This is a genomic window from Streptomyces sp. ME02-8801-2C, from assembly GCF_033793965.1.
Classification (GTDB): domain Bacteria; phylum Actinomycetota; class Actinomycetes; order Streptomycetales; family Streptomycetaceae; genus Streptomyces.
On record NZ_JARAXP010000004.1, the window covers coordinates 502,404 to 521,345 of the forward strand.

The following is an 18,942-nucleotide window of genomic DNA, read 5'->3' on the forward strand; positions in this document are numbered from 1 at the left end:
TAGGGTCGAGTCGGCATGGGCCGTAGGCATGAACGAGGGAGAGGCGGAGCGCGTGATCCGGGTAGTGGTGGTCGACGACGAGGCACTCGTCCGCTCGGGCTTCGAACTCATTCTGGGCGCGTCCGAGGACATCGAGGTCGTCGCGACCGCGAGCGGCGGCGACGCGGTGGAGACCGTCCGGCGGGAGCGGCCGGACGTGGTGCTGCTGGACATCCGGATGCCGGACGTCGACGGGCTCACCGTCCTGAGCGAGTTGCGGACGATGCCGGATCCGCCGGTGGTGGCGATGCTGACGACGTTCGACGCCGACGAGTACATCCTGACCGCGCTGCACTCCGGTGCGGCCGGTTTCCTGCTCAAGGACACGGAGCCGGAACAGCTGGCCCACCTGGTGCGGACCCTGGTCGCGGGCGGTGTGGTGCTGTCGCCCAAGGCGTCGCGGACGCTGCTGCACAGCCACCCCGGCACCGAGGCGGCCGTCGACGAGGAGGCCGCGCGGGTCCGGCTGCTCACCGCGCGGGAGCGCGACGTCCTCGTCCTGGTGGCGGAGGGGCTGTCGAACGCCGACATAGGGGCGCGCATCCACCTGGGGGCCGGCACGGTGAAGGACCACGTCAGCGCGATCCTCACGAAGCTGCGGGTGACGAGCCGGGTGCAGGCCGCGTTGCTCGCACAGCGGGCCGGGCTGCTCGACGAGCGCACGCGGTCGGAGGCCGGCCGATGAGCCCTGCCCGTGCCGTGTGGCAGCACGCCCACGCGAGGTTCTCCGTATGACACAGACACAGCCGCCGCAGGAGACGTCAGCCCCGCAGGAGAACTCGCCTCCGCCACCCCGGACCTCTCCCGAGTCCCCGGCCTCGGCCGGTCCCTCGATGGGACGCCTCGTCGGGGTGGACCTGGCCCGCGCAGTGGCGGTGTTCGGTATGTACGTCGTGCACATCGGCCCCCCGCTGTCCGCGACGACCGGCGTCGCCAGCTGGATCCGATACATGTCGGACGGCCACTCGTCGGTCCTGTTCGCCACCCTCGCCGGGTTCTCACTGATGCTGCTCGCCGGCCGCCGCGAGCCGAAGACCGGCCAGGCGGGCCGGCAGGCGAGGGCCCGCATCGCGATCCGCGCCGTGATCCTGCTGGCGCTGGGCACCGTGATGGCGATGGAGTACGGGGGAGTGATCATCCTCGGCTTCTACGGCCTCTACTTCCTCCTCGCCCTGCCCCTGGTACGACTGAGCGCCAGGACCCTCGCGATCGTCGCGGCCGCGTTCGCGCTCGTCGCACCGCAGCTGGCGTTCGTCCTCAACTCGCTGCTGACCCCGTCGGTCCAGCTGAGCATCAACACCTACGACCCGCTCCGGCACCTCAGCGAGGTCGGCGTCCTCGATCTGCTGCTCACCGGCTTCTACCCGGCGCTCACGTGGTTGTCCTTCGTCATCGCGGGCATGGCGCTGGGCCGCCTCGACCTCTCCTGCGCCACCGTCCAGAAGCGCCTGGCCGCGCTCGGCGCCAGCCTCACCGCGGCCGCCTACGGCATGTCCCTGCTGCTCGCCGGCAAGGGCGCGTTGCGGAGCCTCGCGGAGGACGGGTCGTCGTCCGGCTCCGGGTCGATGTCCCTCGGCAGCGGATCGATGCCCGACGGGGGGTCGTTCCCCGACATGCCGTCGTCGATGCTCCTGACGGCCGGCCCGCACAGCGGCACGACGTTCGACATCATCGGGAGCGTCGGAATCGCCATCCTCGTGATCGTGGGCGCGACGGTGGCGATGGACCGCCTGCCGCGACTGCGCCGCCTGGCCAAGCCGGTCATCGCCGTGGGCACCATGTCCCTGACCGCCTACGTCGGCCACTTCCTCGCACAGACCGCACTGTCCGCGCCCGCCGGAACCGGCACCCAGCAGTCCTGGCTGCCCCTGATCATGTACGTCCTCGCAGCCATCCTGTTCGCCGCGATCTGGTCCCGCTTCTTCCGCCGCGGCCCCCTGGAGTACCTGCTCAACGCCGCCACCAAGCCCGCGAAGCGCATCCGTTGAAACCCGGGCCGGGGTGTGAACCTCGGTACTCCACCCCGGCCCGGGCCGCTCATGGATCCAGCTTCTGCCGGTGCTGCCCCTCTGGCGATCCTGGTACAGGAGCCACGTCTCGCAGCTGATGAGAGGGTCGTCAGGGGGCTCTTGCGGGCCTGGGAGTAGGCGGAAGCACAGGCGCTGAACGAGGCGGATGACGCGCTTGCCGCGGGCATGGCCGGTTTCGGTGGCTCGGGGGGCGTCCTGGATCTCGTCCAGGGGATACACGCGCTCGATGACCGGACGCAGGCCTTGCTTGTCGACGTGATCGGCGAGGGTTTTCAGGTCCGCGCGTCGGGGGCTGGCCATGATCAGCCGTACGCGTGGACCTGGCAGGACGATGGACAGCAGGGCGAAGGGTATGGCGTCGGCGGCGGGCGAAGCGATGCGACCACCGGGGCGGAGGGCGCGTCGGTAGTCGCGGACAGACGAGCCGTGGCAGTCGAGGATGGCGTCGAACTGCCCTTTGAGGGCGTTCGTTGGGGTGGTGGCGTAGTCCAGGGCCACGTCGGCGCCGAGTTCGCGGCAGAACGGGGCGTTGGCGGCGCCGGTACGGTGGTGACGTGGGCGCCCCAGGCGTGGGCCGGCTGGACCGCCGTACTGCCGACGCCGCCGCTCGCGCCGACCATGAGCAGCCGTTGGCCGGAGCGCAGGCGCAGGGTGTCCCGCAGGGCGCGCAGTGCGGCGATGCCGACCGCGGGCAGGGCGGCTTCCGGCACCAGGTCTGTGCCGCTGGGGGCGGTGCTGATGGCCTGGGGTTCGGCCAGGATGTATTCGCCGGCCGCGCCCGTCCGTCCGGAGACGTCGCACGCGGAAGCACGAGGTCCCCCGCAAGCCGCTCAACGCTGGGGACTTCCCTCTGCGTTGAGACCCCAGTCACTCATGGGAGGAAGAAGCACCCGTCATCCGTCCGTCGATCGAGGCCATGAAGGCCAGCATCCGACGGTTGATCTCCTCGGCGTGGTCGAACTGGGGTGTGTGGCCGGTGTCGGAGACGATCTCGGCCCGGGTGCCCGGTATCAGGCGCGGCACGCGTTCCACCTGGCGCCGAGGGTGCACGAGGAGGCTGTGCTTGCCGAGTACGAGGTAGAGCGGGGTGCGGATGGTGGACAGTTCCTCCTCGGACAGCGGCAGCGGCGCGGGGCGGCGGATCCGGAAGGCCCGACGGCTCGCGTGGATCCAGGCGCGCAGCTCGGGAACGACCAGTACGGGCTGTTCCAGCCAGGAGGCGAGACGCGGGCGCAGCGCCTTGGGGGCGAAGGTCGCGAAGAGGCTGGCGAAGATCCAGACGAAGAAGCGCAGGCCCACCTTCTCCAGGCCGCCGGGGTCGAGCAGGGTGACCGAGGCGAGCCTGCCGGGCCTGCGGTGCGCCTGGTTGAGGGCCAGCCAGCCCCCGTAGGAGGAGCCGACGAGGTGCACTTGGTCGAGGTCGAGGGCGTCGAGCGCCTCGTCGAGCCACTGAGCCGCGCGCTCGGGCTGCCACATCGGCTCGCGCTGGACGCTGCGGCCGGGGTCGCCCGGGGTGTCGAGCGCGTAGACGGGGCGTTCGGCGCTGAGCCCGCCGGTGTTGGGGTACCACTGGGCGGAGCAGCCTCCGGCGCCGTGGATCAGGACGATCGGCGTACGGGATTCGCCGGCGGGGTCCGTGGGGCCGTACCGGTAGACGTGTGTGGTGCCGAAGCTCGTCTCGACGTCAGTCTCGGAGCGGGCGGGCGCGCCCATGGCGAAGAGGGCGTCGCAGGTGGCGAAGTAGCGGTCGCGCAAGGTGTCGTTGACGTAGCGGCCGATGTCGCGTCGCGGGCGGCTTCGGGTCGTGTTCTCGGGCACGGTGGCGCCTCCGGGGAGATCCGATTTTCGTGATACGACCGTATCATGATGTTGATACGGCGGTACCATAAACGGGTTCGGGGAGCCGGACGAGCATCACCACTGACGGGCGGAGACACCCCCATGCCGAAACGCGTGGACCACGAAGAACGGCGTGCCCAGATCGCCGAGGCGCTCATCCGGGTCGCCGGACGGCGCGGACTGCACGCGGTGGGCATGCGTGATGTGGCAGTCGAAGCCGGAGTGTCACTCCGACTCGTGCAGTACTACTTCCAGACGAAGGAAAAACTGCTGTTCTACGGGCTCCAGCACCTGACCGACAGGTTCACCGCGCGGGTGGGAGCCCGCCTCGGTGCCGCCGGTCGGGACCCCGGCCCGCGCGCGACCATCGAGGCGCTGCTCCTGGCCTCTCTCCCGACCGATGACGAGAGCCGTACCTTTCACCTCCTCTACAGCTCGTACGCGATCCTGTCCGTGACCGATGAGGCGCTCGCCGCCCAACCCTTCATCGACAGCCCCGACGCCGCCGAGGACGCCATTACCAGCCAGCTGCAAAAAGCCCAGGAAACGGGTCTGGCGGGCCGCGACATCGACGCGCGCACGGAGGCGATCAGCCTCCTCGCCATGACGGCGGCCATGGGGACCAGCATCCTCGTGGGCCAGCGCGGGCCGACGTCGGCCGTCGCGGTCCTCGGCCACCACCTGGACCGCATCTTCGCGACCACCTGACGCCCCCGGCCGCCCCATGACGACGGAGCCCCACAGCAAAGCCTCCGGCGACCGACGGCACCCCCGCGCCGCCGGCAGCGAACGGCGCATCCTCATCCGTTGTCTCAGCCGACCCGACAGCCGCGCCGGCGCACTGCCGACGACACGCCGACCGATCCTCGCCGAGGACACGTCCACCCATCCGCACAGGAAAGGCAACACACCATGACCTCCATCGAGTCAGCAGGCCCGCGCCCCGCCGAGCTCCTGGCCGCCATGCCCTTCGCGACCCGGCTCGGCGTCGAACTCCACGAGGCCACCGCCGATCGCGCCGTCGGCAGTCTGCCCTGGTCGCCGGAACTCTGCACGGTGGGCGGCGTCCTGCACGGCGGGGCACTGATGGCTCTGTCCGACTCTGTCGGCGCCGTGTGCGCCTACCTCAACCTCCCCGCAGCAGCCGGGACCTCCACGGTGGAGTCCAAGACCAACTTCCTGCGGCCTCTCACCACCGGACATGTCCACGCCACCGCTCGCCCGTTACACGTCGGCGGGACCCTCGTGGTGGTCCAGACCGACTTGCGCGACGACGAGGACCGGCTCGTGGGACAGACGACCCAGACCCACATCGTGCTCGCTGCCAAGGGCCGCGCCGCAGGCTGACTCCGGCGCGGCATCGAGGACACCCTGACCGCGGCCCCGTGCTGAAACGAGGAGGTTCTCGAGGCCTGGCGGGCAACTCGGATGCCTCGTCCTGAGGACATCTGCCTCGCGTTCGAGTCGACCCCGTCCGGCTCTTCGGATTGAGGAGCGTGTCAAGTGAGGATGTTGTCGTTGGAGTCGAACTGGTGGCTCTCGGCGGGAAGTTCGGGGAAGTACTCGGTGTCCGCCTCGCCTGTCAGGACGGACAGGAGGAAGGCGGCGCACTGGCCGGCGTGGTGTTCCCATTCGGGGCCGCGGCCTTCGTTGAGCATGACCGTCCACTCGCCCGGCTTCTGCGCCGGCCGCCGCAGCCAGTACAGGTACGCGCCGCTCTCCTCGATATAGGCCCAGGGGAGGACCTGGGCTTCGGCATCGTGCTGAAGCTCGGTCGGCCTGGCTTCGGTCTGCCACAGATCGGCGAGGATCTCGGCGCGTGCCGTGGCCTGTTCGAGGAGGTTGTAGTCCTCGTCGGGGCATTCCGGGTCCAGCAGCCAGATGGTCTCGTCGAAGACGCCGCCCCCGTAGGTCTCGACGAGTTCCTTGTAGTCCTCCGGCAGCGGCGTGCCGAGCTGTTGCTCGGCGGTCGCCCAGTCGCGCGGGCGGCGCGGAGCGCCAGGCGGAATGATCTCGGTCAGGCGTTCCACCGCGGGGTGCATGGCGGCCGGATCCCTTCTGCAACGGTTACGGGGGCGGTTTCGAGGGTGGTTTCCAGAGCGGTTCTAGTGCTTGGGGACGTTCAGGATAGTGACGGAGTTCGTCGCGCTGCCGCCTTCGTAGGGGGTGAAGGCGAAGCCGTTGTCGCCCCGGACGTTCACGGTGAGCCCCAGCGGTACGACGTCGCTCGGATCCTCGGACCGGTAGACGGGGGTGACGGAGTACTCGATGGTCTCGCCACGGTCGACCGCCGCTCTGATCTGGTCCTCGACCTTCCTCATGACCGGTGAGTTGGCGAACCGGTGCATGGTGACGAAATTGCGTACGTCCTTGTTCGAGCCGCCTATCTGGGCGCCGAGCAGGTGTGTCTTGTTGAGCTTCATGTACTTCTGGTAGCCCGGCACGTTGACCTGGGGGTTGGTTTTCCCGCCGGTCATGTCCGCCTCGATGGTGGCCTCCATGCCGGTGGCGCGTCCGCCCGGGCCGGGCGCACCGTAGCGGACACGACCGCCCCAGGTGACGTCGGCCTCGTCGCAGGGCGTGAGCCCGAGCGGGTCGCACAGGGTGTGCGGATTGTCGACGTACGCGACGGGGTTCGGCGCCGGGTCGAGGCCGAGTGGGTCCAGGGTGAGGTAGCGGGCGGTTTCCGGGTCGTAGTGGCGGAAGTAGTTGTGGTGCAGACCGGTTTCGGGGTCGTGGTACTGGCCCGGGAAGCGCAGCGGGGTGTAGGCCGTGGCATCGTGGTTCCATGTCGTCGTGCCCCAGAGAGTGGAGCGAGTACGCCAGGCGATGTCGCCGTTCTCGTCGACGAGTTCGGTGGGCGTGCCGATCTGGTCCGTGACGATGGCGAAGAACCGCTGGTCGATGATCTCCTGCGGGGCCGAGGCCGACGACCTGGTCTCCGTCTGCGCGAGTGGCGCGAGCCCGTCGTGATCCCAGGTCAGCGTGACGAGTTCCGCCGCCCCGGTGACGCGGGTGGTCTGTTCCGTGAGGGTGCTGCCGTCCCAGGTGAAACGGGTCTCCTCGGCCGCTCCGTCCGCGGTGAGACGCTGCTTGGCGATGCGGCGGCCGAGCGGGTCGTAGACGTAGGTCCAGACGGTGGCGTCCGGTGTGGTGACCGAAGTGAGGCGGTCCTCGGCGTCCCAGGTGTAGCGCCAGGTGTCGGGTTTGCGTGACAGGCGCGTCTTCTGGCGCAGGATCGTGCGGCCCGCCGCGTCGTACTCGTAGCGGGTGCCGCCGGTGCTGGTCAGCCGGGTGCCGGTGTAGCTTCGCGGGCCGCGGGCCTCGCCGCCCGGATGGTGATCCGGCCACGAGGCGTGGGTCTGGTTGCCCGCGTCGTCGTAGGTGTAGGACTCCTCCCAGTCCGCGGCGCGAACGGCCGTGACGCGGCCGGCCCGGTCAAGGGTGAAGGTGCGGCTGCCGGTGTGCTCGTCGGTGACGGAGGTGAGGTGTCCGTCGGCTCGGTAGGTGTACGTCCGTTGGATGCGCGCCTGGTCGCTGCCGGGGAGGGTGAGGGTCTGGCCGGTGAAGCGGCCCTGATCGTTCCAGGCGAAGGCGAGAGTGAACCGGTCGTCCAGAGTGCGCTGGATCTCACGGCCCGCCGCGTCGTGCGTGAAGGAGAACGTGCGGCCCGACAGGGTGAGGGCTTCGTAGTTTCCGCCGGGGTGGTAGGAGTACGTCGTTGTGACGCCGGCGGGAGTGGTGCGCCGGGTGCGGCGTCCTGCGGCGTCGCAGGAGGTGGCGAGGACACGGCCGTCGACGGTCTCCGCCATGACGCGTCCCACCGCGTCGTACCGGTACTCCAGTGTCGAGTCGGGGCCGGTGGCACGCAGCAGGCGGCCGGCGGGGTCGTTCTCGAAGCGGGTGGTGCGGCCGTCGGCGGCCTTCTCGACGAGCTGCCCCGTGGAGTCGTAGCCGTAGGTGACGGTCTGACCGGCGGAGTTGGTCCGCCGCACCAGAAGCCCTCCCGCGTTGTACTCGTAGGTCATGGTGTGACCGTTGAAGTCGGTCTCCTCGACGAGCCGTCCGACAGGGTCGTAGCGGTAGACCCAGGTGAGCCCCTGGGGGTCGGTCACCGCCGTCAGGCGTCGTGCGCTGTCGTAGGAGAACGTGTGACGCGTCCCGTCGGGATCCACCCGGGCCGTCAGCAGGTCGAAGACGTCGTACTCCCAGCGAACCGTCGCGCCGAGCGGATCCGTGTGGCTCGTGCAGTTCCCCTCGCCGTCGTACACCCACCTCTCCACCGAACCGTCCGGGCCCGTACGGGAGTTGAGCCGGCCCTCCACGGACCATGTCAGGCGGGTGGTCCCTCCGCCGGGACCTGCGACCCGCACCGGTCGGCCGAAGGCGTCGTACGTGTACCGCTTGAGCACCCGGGAGGAGTCGGAGACCGCCAGCGGGAGCCCGGCCGCGTTGGAGGTGATCTCGACGCGCTCACCGAGCGGGTTCGTGACACCCCTGATCGCGCCGTTGCGCCCGAAGGTGTAGCGGGTTGCCTCGCCGGTGGGGTCGATCACGGCGGTGCGGTTGCCGCGTTCGTCGTGTTCATAGCGCCAGACGGTGCCATCGGGTTCCGTCACGGCCGTGGGCAGATGGAGATCGTCGTACTCCGTGTGGATCCGGCTGCCGTCGGGGCGGATGACGCCGCTCAGGCGTCCGAGGTCGTCGTGGACCGGGCGGGTTGTCTGTCCCAGGGGGTCGGTGACGGCCACCAGCCGGTGGTTCGCGTCCCACTCCTGACGGGTGACGTGCCCGAGCGGGTCCGTGGTGCGGATGAGGCGGAACGCCTCGTCGTGCTCGTAGCGGGTGACGTTGCCCAGCGCGTCAGTGGTGGTCGTGGTGCGGGTGGTGTCGTCATAGGCGAGCGTGCCGGACAGATAGCCGCCGCTGCCCTCGGCGCGGACGACGCGGCCGCGCTCGTCGTACGTGTAGGTGTACGACGTGTCGTTGCGGTCGGTCCAGGAGGTGATCCTCCCCTCGGCGTCGTAGGTGAACCGCAGGGGCAGACCGGAGGAGTTGGTGACCTCGGTGAGCCGGCCGGCCTCGTTGTATCCGTACGTCAGCAGGGTGGTGCCGTGGCTGCCCGCGTTCTCCGCGTTCTCCGCGTTCTCCGCGTTGTCGGGGCTGTTGGGGGTGTTGGTGCTGTCGGGGTTCAGGAGGCGCAGGGCTGTGACGCGGGGCAGTTCGCGGTGCCGGTCTATCGCGATGCGGTAGCCGCCGGAGTGCGTGATGCCCACGGGCGTGCCTGTGCGGTCGTACTGGATCGTGATGCGCTGTCCGTTGCGGTCCACGATGAACTGGAGCGGCAGTTCTATCGCGTTGCCGTCGTCGGCGGGCCCGGGCGTGTGGAAGACGTAGGAGACACCGGTGCCGGGGTCGAGCAGGCGCAGGGCGCCGTCGACCTCGGTGTCCCAGGACAGCGGCATCCTGGGACCGGCCCCCGGGTAGACGGGCCCATCGGTGTCGGCGTCCAGGAGCGGATAGACGAGCCGGGAGCCGTCCGGTGCCGCATAGGTGATGGAGTCGTCGTCCGCCTGCAGACGCTGGTCGAGCGTGGACGCCCAGGACGGGCCGAACCAGCCGCCCCACCGGTAGGAGGAGACGTGGGCGCGCCGCAGCACCAGCGGCAGGACGCCGGGCAGTTCGACGTCGGTCTGGGGCAGCAGCATGTCGCCGGTGGCCACGTCGATCGGGTCGAGCTTGCACTCCTTCTCCGCCGCCTGGATGGCCGCTTCGAGTTCCTCGGCTTCACCGGGCCGCAGCCTGAGCCCTGACAGATCGTTTCCGCCGAGCTTCAACGCCTTGGCCAGCTTGGCGAGTTCGCTGGGCCTGAGCGCCTTGAGGCCCTTCCCGAGGGTCTTGCCGAGGACACCGAATCCGATGCCGACCAGCGCGCCCTCGGTGAGGATTCCCGCCAGTTTCGCCGGGTCCTTGAACGCCGCCGGGTCCTTGAGCAGCGTCTCGAACGCGGAGAACTTCGCCCCGTCCATCGCCATCTTCCCGGCCGCCGCCACGCCCCGGATCTCCTGCAACGCCTTCAGCGTCCGCTCGACGTTCCGGATGACCTCCATCACCCCGCGTACGACAGAGCCGAGGGCTGTGCCCTCCTCCTCGATCCGGCCGATCAGCGCGATCACCTTCAGCGCCCGCTCGCCCGCCACCAGCGTCGAGGCCACCTCCGACGCGCCCGCGGTCAGGACGGACAGCGCCAGGCCGGCGATCTCGAACTCGACGATCTCCGCGAGGATCACACCGATCTCGGACAGCAACTCATGGGCTTTGTCCGCGAAGTCGTCCAGCGCCTTCGCACCCTCCCGGAGCGAGTGCGCCATCTCCGTCGCGCTCCTACCGGCCGCCTTGGACCGCTTGTGGAAGGCCTTGGCCGCCTTTCCCTCCCACACGACGTCCGCCAACGCCCGGTCAGCGGAAGCCGACGCGTCCTCCAGGCCGGTGGCCAGTCGCCGCCACTTCTTCGCGATCTCCCGTACCCCGTCCGGATCCACCGCCGGATCCGAGATCCCCAGGAACTCCAGTTCACTGGCGACCGAGTCGCCGAACATGTGGTTGAACTTGTTGATGTAGTGCAGCGGGTTGAGGTCCACCATGAGCCGGCCGCTCAGCCCTTCTGCGCCCGGGCCTGAGCCGCCAGCAGCAGATCCAGCAGATCGAAGGCGTCGGACACGTCACCGATCAGCTTCGCCTCCGCCTCCCACTCCTCCTCCAGCTGCCTGGTCAGCTCGGACAGGGTGGTCATGCCCTTCTCTATCTCGGCCTTGGCGCCCAACAGCGACCCGAGCGCCCCCAACGCGTCCAGGGCGTACGAGGCCGCCGTGAACTCCTGCAAGGGCTTGGCCGTGTGCTGTCCCACTGTCCGGAGTCCCGACGCGGCCTTGTGCATCGATGTGGCTTCCTTCGCCAGATCCGACATATGACCAGCCCCCGTAGACCCACCTCGTGGCACTACCGCGTGCACCTCTTTATGCACATGCCAATCGACATGATCGACACTAGGGAGCGCGTTTTATGCGGCTGGTATACGTGGCGCCAAGCGGAAGCAAAGATCGCCGCTGCGGGGCTGCGAACTCCGGCCGTCCGCGGGTGCGGTGATCGCTCCGGCATACCTGCGCCGACAGCGACCACACCTGGAGGTCGTCACGGACCCGAACGGCCGGCCGGACGCTGTGGCTCTCACCAGCCCTGCCCGGTCAAACGCACGACCTGCCGGCGCCTCAGGCGAAGTCTGCTGCCGTGATGCCGTCGGGATGTCCGGACGGCCACTCCACCAGCTCGATCCGGTAGCCGTCCGGGTCCGTGAGCCACGACGTCTTCGGGCCGTGGGGGCCGCCGGGGTACTGGAGGGGTTCGGGCCTCAGGCCGGCTTCGGCCAGCGTCTCCAGGGTGGTGGCGAGCGTTTCCACCTGGATCGCGAGATGGTCGAAACCGCTGCCCACGTCGACCGGTCCGGCGCCGGGGCGGTGGACCAGTTCGAGCGAGGCCGCCGGTTCGTCGGGGAACTTGAGGATCACGAGCTGAGCCGCGTCGCCGACCTGGACCCTGCCCAGTTCGGCGTAGCCCAGAGTGGTGTAGAAACCGAGCGAGCGGTCCAGGTCGGTGACGCGGTAGGAGACGAAGAGCGTCTTCACGCCGCCTCCTCGGGTCGACGTACCCGGTAGCGCAGGTGTGTGACGTCCCGGTCCTCGAGCCGTCGGACCAGGTCGAGTTCGATGTGATCGCCGCCCAGGTGGTCGAACAGCCGTCTGCCGTCCCCGAGGAGGACCGGAACCAGGTGGATCTCCATCTCGTCCAACTGACCGGCTCGCAGAAGTGCTTGGGCCGCCCCCGCCCCATGGACCATGACCGGCCGGTCCCCTGCGGCTGCGCGAGCCTGGCGGGCGCAGTCCTCGACATCGGTGACGAAACGCGCGTGGCCGGGTGGCACGTCCCCGTCGTCCACCTCGTGGGTGAGGACGAAGATCGGCACGCCGTCGTGGTGGTCGCCCTGCCAGCGGCCGGCGAGTTCGAAGGTCCGACGGCCGGAGATCACCGCGCCGGTCGCCGTCGCCTCGCGGTAGACCTGGCCGCTCGGACCGTCGGACTCCCGGTCGTCGAGCCAGTTGAAGAGCCGTCCACCGTCACGTCCGAGCTCCTGCCCCGGCCGATCGTCCGGGCCGGCGACATAGCCGTCGAGCGACATCGACATGTACAGCCGAATCGGATTGTTCATCCTGGACTCCGTCTCTCCTGGCACCTCCATGGCACCGGATCCGGCGTTCCCTGATCCGCCGACGGGGCGGACTTGTCACAGGGAAGACTTCAGGCAACCGGCAAACTCATCGGTCCGACGCGCCGGCCCTGTTGCCGGGCTGAGTGCGGACTCGACGAGTTTGCCGACCATGACCAGGGCGGCGGCCGCGCTGCCGGCGCCCTGGGGCGGTCGAAGCCAACAGGCCGGGACCGAGGAACGACGCCACAGCCGGCGCCGGCAGCGGGCGCCGCCGCCGAAGACGGCGTCGAGCCGGCCGGCGCAAGCTGACCGCGCGCCTCAGTGGTCCGTGGTCCGCAGGCAGCGGCCCGCTCCGGCTACTCGGTCTTGATGGCGGTGAGCAGGTTCAGCCTGGCCGCGCTGCGGGCGGGCCACAGGGCGGCCAGGAGGCCGACCAGCGCTGCCAGCAGCAGGAAGAGGGCGAACCGGCCCCAGGGCAGCACCAGTGCGTAGCCGGGGATGTCCGCTTTGGTGATCTCGCAGATGGCCCAGCCCAGGAAGGAACCGAGCCCGATGCCGATCACCGCGCCGAAGAGGGAGATGACCACGGCCTCCAGCTGGATCATCCGTGTCACCCCCGGCCGGTCGAGCCCGACCGCTCGCAGCATGCCGACCTCCCGCTGCCGTTCGAAGACCGACATCGCGAGGGTGTTCACCACTCCCAGGACCGCGATGATCAGGGAGATCGCGAGCAGCCCGTACAGGACGTTCAGGAGGGTGTCGTAGACGCCGCCGAGCTCGCTGCGGATGTCCTGCCGGTCGTCGATCCTGATCCCGGGACGGCCGCGGAGGGCGTCGGCGAGTGCCTTCTCGTTCGTGGTGCCGTCCGTTGTGACGTAGATCTTCGAGAAGGACGTCGCGGGGGCGTTCGCGTCGATCACGTCTGCGGAGACGACGACCGGCAGGACGACTTCGTTGTACTTGAAGACGGCCCCGACGGTCAGCCTGCGGCCCTTGGCGGAGTCCTCGTACACCGCAGACAGGGTGTCCCCGACCTTCCAGCCGTGCGAGCGCGCGAGGTTCTCGTCGACGGCGACCTGCCCCTTCGCGAGCGTGTCCTGCGAGCCGGAGACCACCGGGAGGTGAAGGACCTTGTCGAGGTCCGCCGGGATGACGGCGGTGACGTCCTGCTGGCTGCCGCCGAGTTGCATCCACCCCTGCTGCTCCTGCGACACGGCGCTGACGCCGGGTACCTTGCGCAGGGCGGTGACCGCCGAGGCGTCCAGGCGTGCTCCACCGGCCGTGACCATGTAGTCGGCCTTGACGATGTCCGTGGTCATCGCGTTCATGGACTGGCCGATGGTGACTCCGAGCACGGTCAGGGCGCTGACCAGGGTGAGGCCGATGGCCAGGGCGGAGGCGGTGGCGCCGGTGCGGCGCGGGCTGCGTACCGCGTTGCGGCCCGCGAGCGTGCCGGAGACTCCGAAGCCGCGCCGCAGCAGCGGCTGTACGACCGCGATCAGCGGCCGGGACAGCAAGGGGATCAGCACGAGCACACCCGTCACGGTGAGGAAGGCCCCGAACCCGACGATCGCTCCGCCCCTGGAGCTGCCGACACCTGCGCCTGACCCTGCACCTGCGGCGACGACCGCCGCGCCGAGCAGCGTGAGGATGCCGCCGAACACGTTCCGCAGGACCAGGGACCTCGTGGTGGCCGGCAGATGTGCGCTGCCGATCGCCGCGACCGGCGGGATCTTCGCGGCGCGCCTGGCCGGCAGCCAGGCGGCCACCATGGTGACGAGGACACCGACGACGGCCGCGACCAGGACGGTCGTCGACGTGATGATCAACGGGCCGTCCGGTGTCCCGCCGTCGAAGTCGACCGTGGCACTCGCTACGGCGGCCATGGCCGCACCGAGCCCGAGCCCGGCGGCCGCGCCGACGGCGCCGACCACCATCGCCTCGATCAGCACGGACCGGGTGACCTGCCTGCGGGAGGCGCCGACCGCGCGCAGCAGAGCGAGTTCCCTGGTGCGCTGGGCGGCCAGCATGGTGAAGGTGTTGGCGATCAGGAAGACACTGACGAAGAGCGCGACGCCGGCGAATGCGAACAGGATCCCATTGAGTGTCGTCGCGTCTCCCGACACCAACTTGGCGTGTTCATCGGCGAGTTGCCGGCCGGTCTTGGCCTTCGCGGAGTGCGGAAGCACCTTGTTGATGGCGGCGGCGAGGTCGGGGCTCGAAACGCCGGGGGCGGCGCTGACGGTGAGGTTCTCGAAGAAGCCCGGCTGGAGGAAGAGCCGCTGTGCGGTCGTGGTGTCGAACAGCACCAGGCTGCCGCCTGCGGCCACGTCCTCGTTGTCGGTGGTGAAGATGCCGGAGAGCTTGTACGTCTTCGCCGGACCCGTGAGGGCGACGGGCACGGTGTCGCCGACGTGGTAGCCGCCCGTATCTGCGGTGCCCTTGTCGAGCGCGATCCGCCCGGGCCGGGTGGGCCCGCTGCCGTCGGTGAACTCGTAGAGGGGGTCCTTGCCGTCCTTGCCCGGCGCGAAGTTGGCGGCCGAGTTGAACAGGCCACCGGCGATGAGCCCGCCCTGCTTGTCGGCGACGTAGGCGCTCCCGTCGACCCGTCCGGCGGCGTCGGCGACCCCGTCGACCCGGGCGACCTCGTCGAGCGTCTTCGGACTGATGCCGGAGGATTCACCGTTGTAGGCGGTGTTCTCGTCGACCTGGACGTCCACCTGGGCGTAGCTCTTGGCCGTCTGGCTGTTGGAAGCGTTCTTGTAGCTGTCGGTGAAGATCAGGGTGCCGGAGACGAACGCGACGCCGAGCATGACGGCGAGCACGGTCATCAGGAGTCTGGCCTTGTGCGCGAGGACGTTGCGCAGGGCTGTGCGGAACATGGTGGTGTGGTCCTGGTGGGTGAGGGGGGAGCAGAGGGGTGGGCCGGCCGGCGGCGGGCTGCGACAGCGACGGCCGCGGGTCGGTGGCGACTTGGGGATGTGCCGGCCGGGAGGGCTCAGCGCGTGCGGAACTTGGTGTCGAAGGACTTCATGAGGTCGAGGACCCCGTCCGCGGTGGGCTCGTACATCTCGTCGACGATCTGCCCGTCGGCGAGGAAGATGACCCGGTCCGCGTAGGAGGCGGCGACCGGATCATGGGTGACCATGACGACGGTCTGGCCCAACTCCCGTACGGAGTCACGCAGGAACGCGAGAACCTCGGCCCCCGCGCGCGAGTCCAGGTTCCCGGTCGGCTCGTCCCCGAAGACGATCTCGGGCTTGGAGGCGAGGGCCCGGGCGACGGCGACCCGCTGCTGCTGGCCGCCGGAGAGCTGGGCGGGGCGGTGGCTGAGCCTGTCGGACAGACCGACCATCTGGATGACGGTGTCCAGCCACTCCTGGTCCGGTGTCCGGCCCGCGATGTCCATCGGCAGCGTGATGTTCTCCAGCGCGGTGAGGGTCGGCAGCAGGTTGAACGCCTGGAAGATGAAGCCGACCCTGTCCCTGCGGAGTCTGGTGAGCTGCCTGTCCGTCAGCGACCCCAACTCGATGTCACCGACGCGGACCGAGCCGGAGGAGAACGAGTCCAGTCCGGCCACGCAGTGCATCAGCGTGGACTTGCCGGACCCGGAGGGCCCCATGATCGCGGTGAACTGTGACTGCCCGAAGCCGACACTGACCTGGTCGAGCGCCACCACCTTGGTGTCGCCCTCTCCGTAGACCTTGGAGAGTTCGGTGGCGCGGGCGGCCACGGCGGGAGTGCGGGAAACGGGCGGCAGGGTGATCACGAGTTCTTGCTCCGATCGAAGGCACGGGCAGCGCCGGGCGCGGTTCAGATCCATGCCCGGCCGGTAACCCCTTCATCGTCGGGTTCGCAGCGGCCCTCGCGGATCAGCCGAAATACCGACTACCTGGGGCTGATGCCCGGGCCCGGCTCTGTCAGCCTGAGGTATGTCGTAGCGTCAGCTCAGAGGCTGACACGCTGGAGGAAGCGCCTGGGAGACGAGGCACGACCAGCGGTGACGGCCCGTGGGTGCTCCATCCGCCTTTCGGCCGACGGCTGCCGGCGGTCGCCTTCGTTTCCTGGCCGTTCGGCCGAGGCGGGGTGGTCGGGTGGTGAAGCAGAGTCCTTGCCATGCCTACCGCACGCAAGGCCGCCCTCGTCGCGGCCGGACTGACCCTCGGCCTGTGCGTTCCCACCGCCCAGGCGACAGCAGTCGAAGCCCACCGTTCCCCGGCCCCTGCTCTCGACCGTTACTACGACCAGCACCCCACCTGGCACCGTTGCGACAACGTCGGGGCGTCCCACCTACGGTGCGCGACCGTCAAAGTGCCTCTCGACTACAAGCGGCCCGCGGGGCCCACCCTGCGCATGGAGATCTCCCGGCTGCGCACCAGCGTGCCCGGCAAGCGGCGTGGTGTGCTGCTGTCCAACCCGGGAGGGCCGGGAAGTGGGGGACTGGACCCCTCGGGGCTGACGGAGGTCATGCCCAAGAGCGTCCGGGACCGGTACGACATCGTGGGCTTCGATCCACGCGGTACAGGCGCCAGCAGCCCCCTGAACTGCGGCCTCACCAACAAGGAACTGGACTGGCCGCGCGCGTACCGGCCGGCGTCCTTCCGCAAGGACACCGCTTCCGCCCGCGGCTTCGCCGCGAAGTGCGTCGCCCGGGACCGCGCCCGCCTGCCGTACCTCACCACCCGCAACACCGCACGGGACATGGACGTCATACGCGCTGTCCTGGGTGAGAAGCGGATCTCGTACCTGGGCCTGTCCTACGGCACCTACCTCGGCGCCGTCTACACCCAGATGTTCCCGGCCCGCAGCGACCGCGTCGTCCTCGACAGCTCGGTGGACCCGAACCGCTTCGGCCGGGGCACGTACCAGGCCATGGCCGAGGGCGTCGAGCCGGCGTTCCGGGACTGGACCCGTCTGGTCGCCCGCCGGGACCGCACGTACCACCTCGGTGACACTCCCGCGGAGGTCCGCGCCACGTTCTTCCGGCTGATCGCCCGCGCCGACCGCACACCGCTCAAGTACAACGGCAGCGACCTCGACTTCGAGGACCGGGCCGTCACCGGCGCCGACATCCGCGATTCACTGCGATCGATGTTCTTCTTCGACCCCTATCAGGCCGCGCGCGATGTCGTCAGCCTCGGCAAGGCCCGCGCGACCCGCCCGGATCCGCCCTCCGACGAACCCGTGGACACCCTCGAAGCCAACTTCCAGGCGCTCCACTGGGCGATCGTCTGCGCCGACAACTCCGCCTCCTGGCCCCGCGATCCGGCCCGCTACCGGCACGACGCCATCCGCGACGGCGCCCGCCTCCCCCTCTACGGGGACTTCACCTCCAACATCACACCCTGCGCCTTCTGGCCGCGCGGCGCCGAACCGGCCACGCGCGTCAACAACACCGTGGGCGCACTCATCCTGCAGAACCAGTGGGACTCCCAGACACCGGCGGCAAGCGGCCTGGCCATGCACCGCGCCCTGCGCGGCTCACGCCTCGTCCAGGTCGAGGGCGGACGGGACCACGGCGTGTACGGCATCCCCGGCACTCCCGCCTGCGCCACCAACGCGGTCAACACCTACCTGGTCACAGGCCGCCTGCCCAGCCACGACATCACCTGCCGTACCCGGCCCTGAAGAACAGGCACGGGGCCTGCGCCATTTCGGAGCAGGAGCAGGAGCAGGAGCAGGAGCAGGAGCAGGAGCAGGAGAAGGAGAAGGAGCGGGGGCGGGGGCGGGGGCCGGGGCGGGAACCACGGATCGCCCTGGACGACGTACTGAGCCTGGTCGCCGTACGCGCGCGCGAACGGCGACCAGACGCAGGCCGGGGCGACCACCCCTGATCGCCCCCGGTGGCAGCACCCTTGCCACCGTCGGCTCCGGCTGGGCCACGGGTCTGTGGGCGACGAGGCCGGCTTCGACGTCGGCGCCTCACTCGGCGTCCCCGCGCTCACCGCGCACCGCGCGCTCACCGTCGCCGAGGACGGGCCACGCCGGCTGCGGCCCGGGGCGCTCGACGGCAGAGTGGTGCTCGCCGCGGGCGGGGCCGGAGCGGTCGGGCACGCGGTGATCCAGCTCGCCCGTTGGGCCGGGGCCACCGTGATCAGCACGATCAGTGGCCCGGAGAAAGCCCGGCCGGCCACCGACGCCGCAGCCCACCACGTCATCAACTATCGCGAGGGCGACCCGGCGGCCCGGATCCGCAGGATCGCCCCGGACGGCGTCGACATCGTCGCCGAGGTGGCGCTGGGCGCGAACCTCGCACTGGACCTGGCCGTGCTGCGGACCCGCGGCACGATGTCGACCTACGCCAACGACGGCGGCAAGGCGGTCGAACTGGACATGCGGCAGAGCATGTTGCTGAACACACGCTTCCAGTTCCTGGTGCTCTACACGGCCGGACCGGAGGCACGCACTGCCGCCGTCGAGGACGTCACCGCCGCAGTCCGCGACGGTGCTCTGCCGGTCGGCGAGAAGCACGGCCTGCCGCTGGTCCGCTTTGGCGCTCGACCGCACCGCAGACGCGCATCGAGTGGTGGAGAGCGGTGCGGTCGGCGAGGTCCTGGTGGCCGTCATATCGTGACGCCCGGTCGGCCGCCGTGCGGCCGTTGCAGAGACTGACCAAGGTCTGTAGAGCTTGTCCCCCCAGCAAGAACGGCGGGGATACCGGCCTGTCGGGGGCGCGGCCGGTCTTCGCACCGTGGGCGGGCGCAGCCGCGAAAGAGGCGGGCGCCGGTGGCGGCGATCAGTCCGAGCGCACGGCGGCGCATGCGGGCGGTG

The 18,942-nt window shown here is 70.0% G+C and carries 14 protein-coding genes and 2 pseudogenes; 7 read left to right on the top strand and 9 right to left on the bottom strand.

Annotation, left to right across the window (positions count from 1 at the left end):
- The first annotated feature begins 28 nt into the window (after positions 1-28).
- Positions 29-724, top strand: a complete 696-nt coding sequence (locus tag PV396_RS15525; RefSeq protein WP_319204896.1) for a response regulator transcription factor — start codon at positions 29-31, stop codon at positions 722-724.
- A 46-nt stretch (positions 725-770) separates the two neighbouring features.
- The gene (locus PV396_RS15530; RefSeq protein ID WP_319204898.1) at positions 771-2,027 is read left to right on the top strand and encodes a DUF418 domain-containing protein; all 1,257 of its coding nucleotides are present in this window, start codon (positions 771-773) and stop codon (positions 2,025-2,027) included.
- A gap of 198 nt (positions 2,028-2,225) precedes the next feature.
- Here the strand turns inward: PV396_RS15530 and PV396_RS45125 are convergent.
- Positions 2,226-2,870, bottom strand: a pseudogene (locus tag PV396_RS45125) (zinc-binding dehydrogenase); the annotation flags it as partial.
- Positions 2,871-2,936: 66 nt separating this feature from the next.
- On the bottom strand, positions 2,937-3,887 hold the full coding sequence (locus tag PV396_RS15535) for an alpha/beta fold hydrolase (RefSeq protein WP_319204900.1): 951 nt from the start codon (positions 3,885-3,887) through the stop codon (positions 2,937-2,939).
- Between the two features lie 123 nt (positions 3,888-4,010).
- Here PV396_RS15535 and PV396_RS15540 point away from each other — a divergent pair, with 123 nt between their 5' ends.
- Both PV396_RS15540 and PV396_RS15545 read left to right on the top strand, forming a co-directional pair.
- Positions 4,011-4,616 carry a TetR/AcrR family transcriptional regulator gene (locus tag PV396_RS15540; RefSeq protein WP_319204902.1) on the top strand — a complete coding sequence of 202 codons (606 nt, stop codon included), beginning with the start codon at positions 4,011-4,013 and terminating at the stop codon, positions 4,614-4,616.
- A gap of 204 nt (positions 4,617-4,820) precedes the next feature.
- Entirely contained in the window at positions 4,821-5,255 is a 435-nt protein-coding gene (locus PV396_RS15545; protein WP_319204904.1) for a PaaI family thioesterase, read from the top strand.
- A 152-nt stretch (positions 5,256-5,407) separates the two neighbouring features.
- On the opposite strand, the gene PV396_RS15550 is transcribed toward PV396_RS15545, so the two are convergent.
- From PV396_RS15550 to PV396_RS15560, 3 genes are all read right to left on the bottom strand, one after another.
- Positions 5,408-5,950: an SMI1/KNR4 family protein gene (locus PV396_RS15550; protein WP_319204906.1), complete on the bottom strand. Its 543-nt coding sequence runs from the start codon at positions 5,948-5,950 to the stop codon at positions 5,408-5,410.
- Between the two features lie 63 nt (positions 5,951-6,013).
- Positions 6,014-10,552, bottom strand: coding sequence for a DUF6531 domain-containing protein (locus PV396_RS15555; RefSeq protein ID WP_319204908.1), 4,539 nt, complete (start codon positions 10,550-10,552; stop codon positions 6,014-6,016).
- An 11-nt stretch (positions 10,553-10,563) separates the two neighbouring features.
- A complete protein-coding gene (locus tag PV396_RS15560) occupies positions 10,564-10,845 on the bottom strand; it encodes a hypothetical protein (RefSeq protein ID WP_319204910.1) in 282 nt (93 codons plus the stop codon).
- Between the two features lie 247 nt (positions 10,846-11,092).
- On the opposite strand from PV396_RS15560, the pseudogene PV396_RS45130 reads away from it, so the two are divergent.
- Positions 11,093-11,174: pseudogene (locus tag PV396_RS45130) on the top strand (IS5/IS1182 family transposase); the annotation flags it as partial.
- Between the two features lie 2 nt (positions 11,175-11,176).
- Here the strand turns inward: PV396_RS45130 and PV396_RS15565 are convergent.
- The 4 genes from PV396_RS15565 to PV396_RS15580 all read right to left on the bottom strand — a co-directional run bounded on the left by PV396_RS15565 (position 11,177) and on the right by PV396_RS15580 (position 15,994).
- On the bottom strand, positions 11,177-11,590 hold the full coding sequence (locus PV396_RS15565; RefSeq protein ID WP_319204912.1) for a VOC family protein: 414 nt from the start codon (positions 11,588-11,590) through the stop codon (positions 11,177-11,179).
- Positions 11,587-12,171, bottom strand: a complete 585-nt coding sequence (locus tag PV396_RS15570) for a dihydrofolate reductase family protein (RefSeq protein ID WP_319204914.1) — start codon at positions 12,169-12,171, stop codon at positions 11,587-11,589. The genes PV396_RS15565 and PV396_RS15570 overlap by 4 nt, the downstream gene beginning before the upstream one ends.
- 356 nt (positions 12,172-12,527) lie before the next feature.
- Positions 12,528-15,053: an ABC transporter permease gene (locus PV396_RS15575; RefSeq protein ID WP_319204916.1), complete on the bottom strand. Its 2,526-nt coding sequence runs from the start codon at positions 15,051-15,053 to the stop codon at positions 12,528-12,530.
- A 116-nt stretch (positions 15,054-15,169) separates the two neighbouring features.
- A complete protein-coding gene (locus PV396_RS15580) occupies positions 15,170-15,994 on the bottom strand; it encodes an ABC transporter ATP-binding protein (RefSeq protein WP_416071406.1) in 825 nt (274 codons plus the stop codon).
- Positions 15,995-16,287: 293 nt separating this feature from the next.
- On the opposite strand from PV396_RS15580, the gene PV396_RS15585 reads away from it, so the two are divergent.
- Positions 16,288-17,799, top strand: coding sequence for an alpha/beta hydrolase (locus PV396_RS15585; RefSeq protein WP_319204920.1), 1,512 nt, complete (start codon positions 16,288-16,290; stop codon positions 17,797-17,799).
- Between the two features lie 261 nt (positions 17,800-18,060).
- The gene (locus PV396_RS15590; protein WP_319204922.1) at positions 18,061-18,783 is read left to right on the top strand and encodes a zinc-binding dehydrogenase; all 723 of its coding nucleotides are present in this window, start codon (positions 18,061-18,063) and stop codon (positions 18,781-18,783) included.
- The last annotated feature ends 159 nt before the right edge of the window (positions 18,784-18,942 follow it).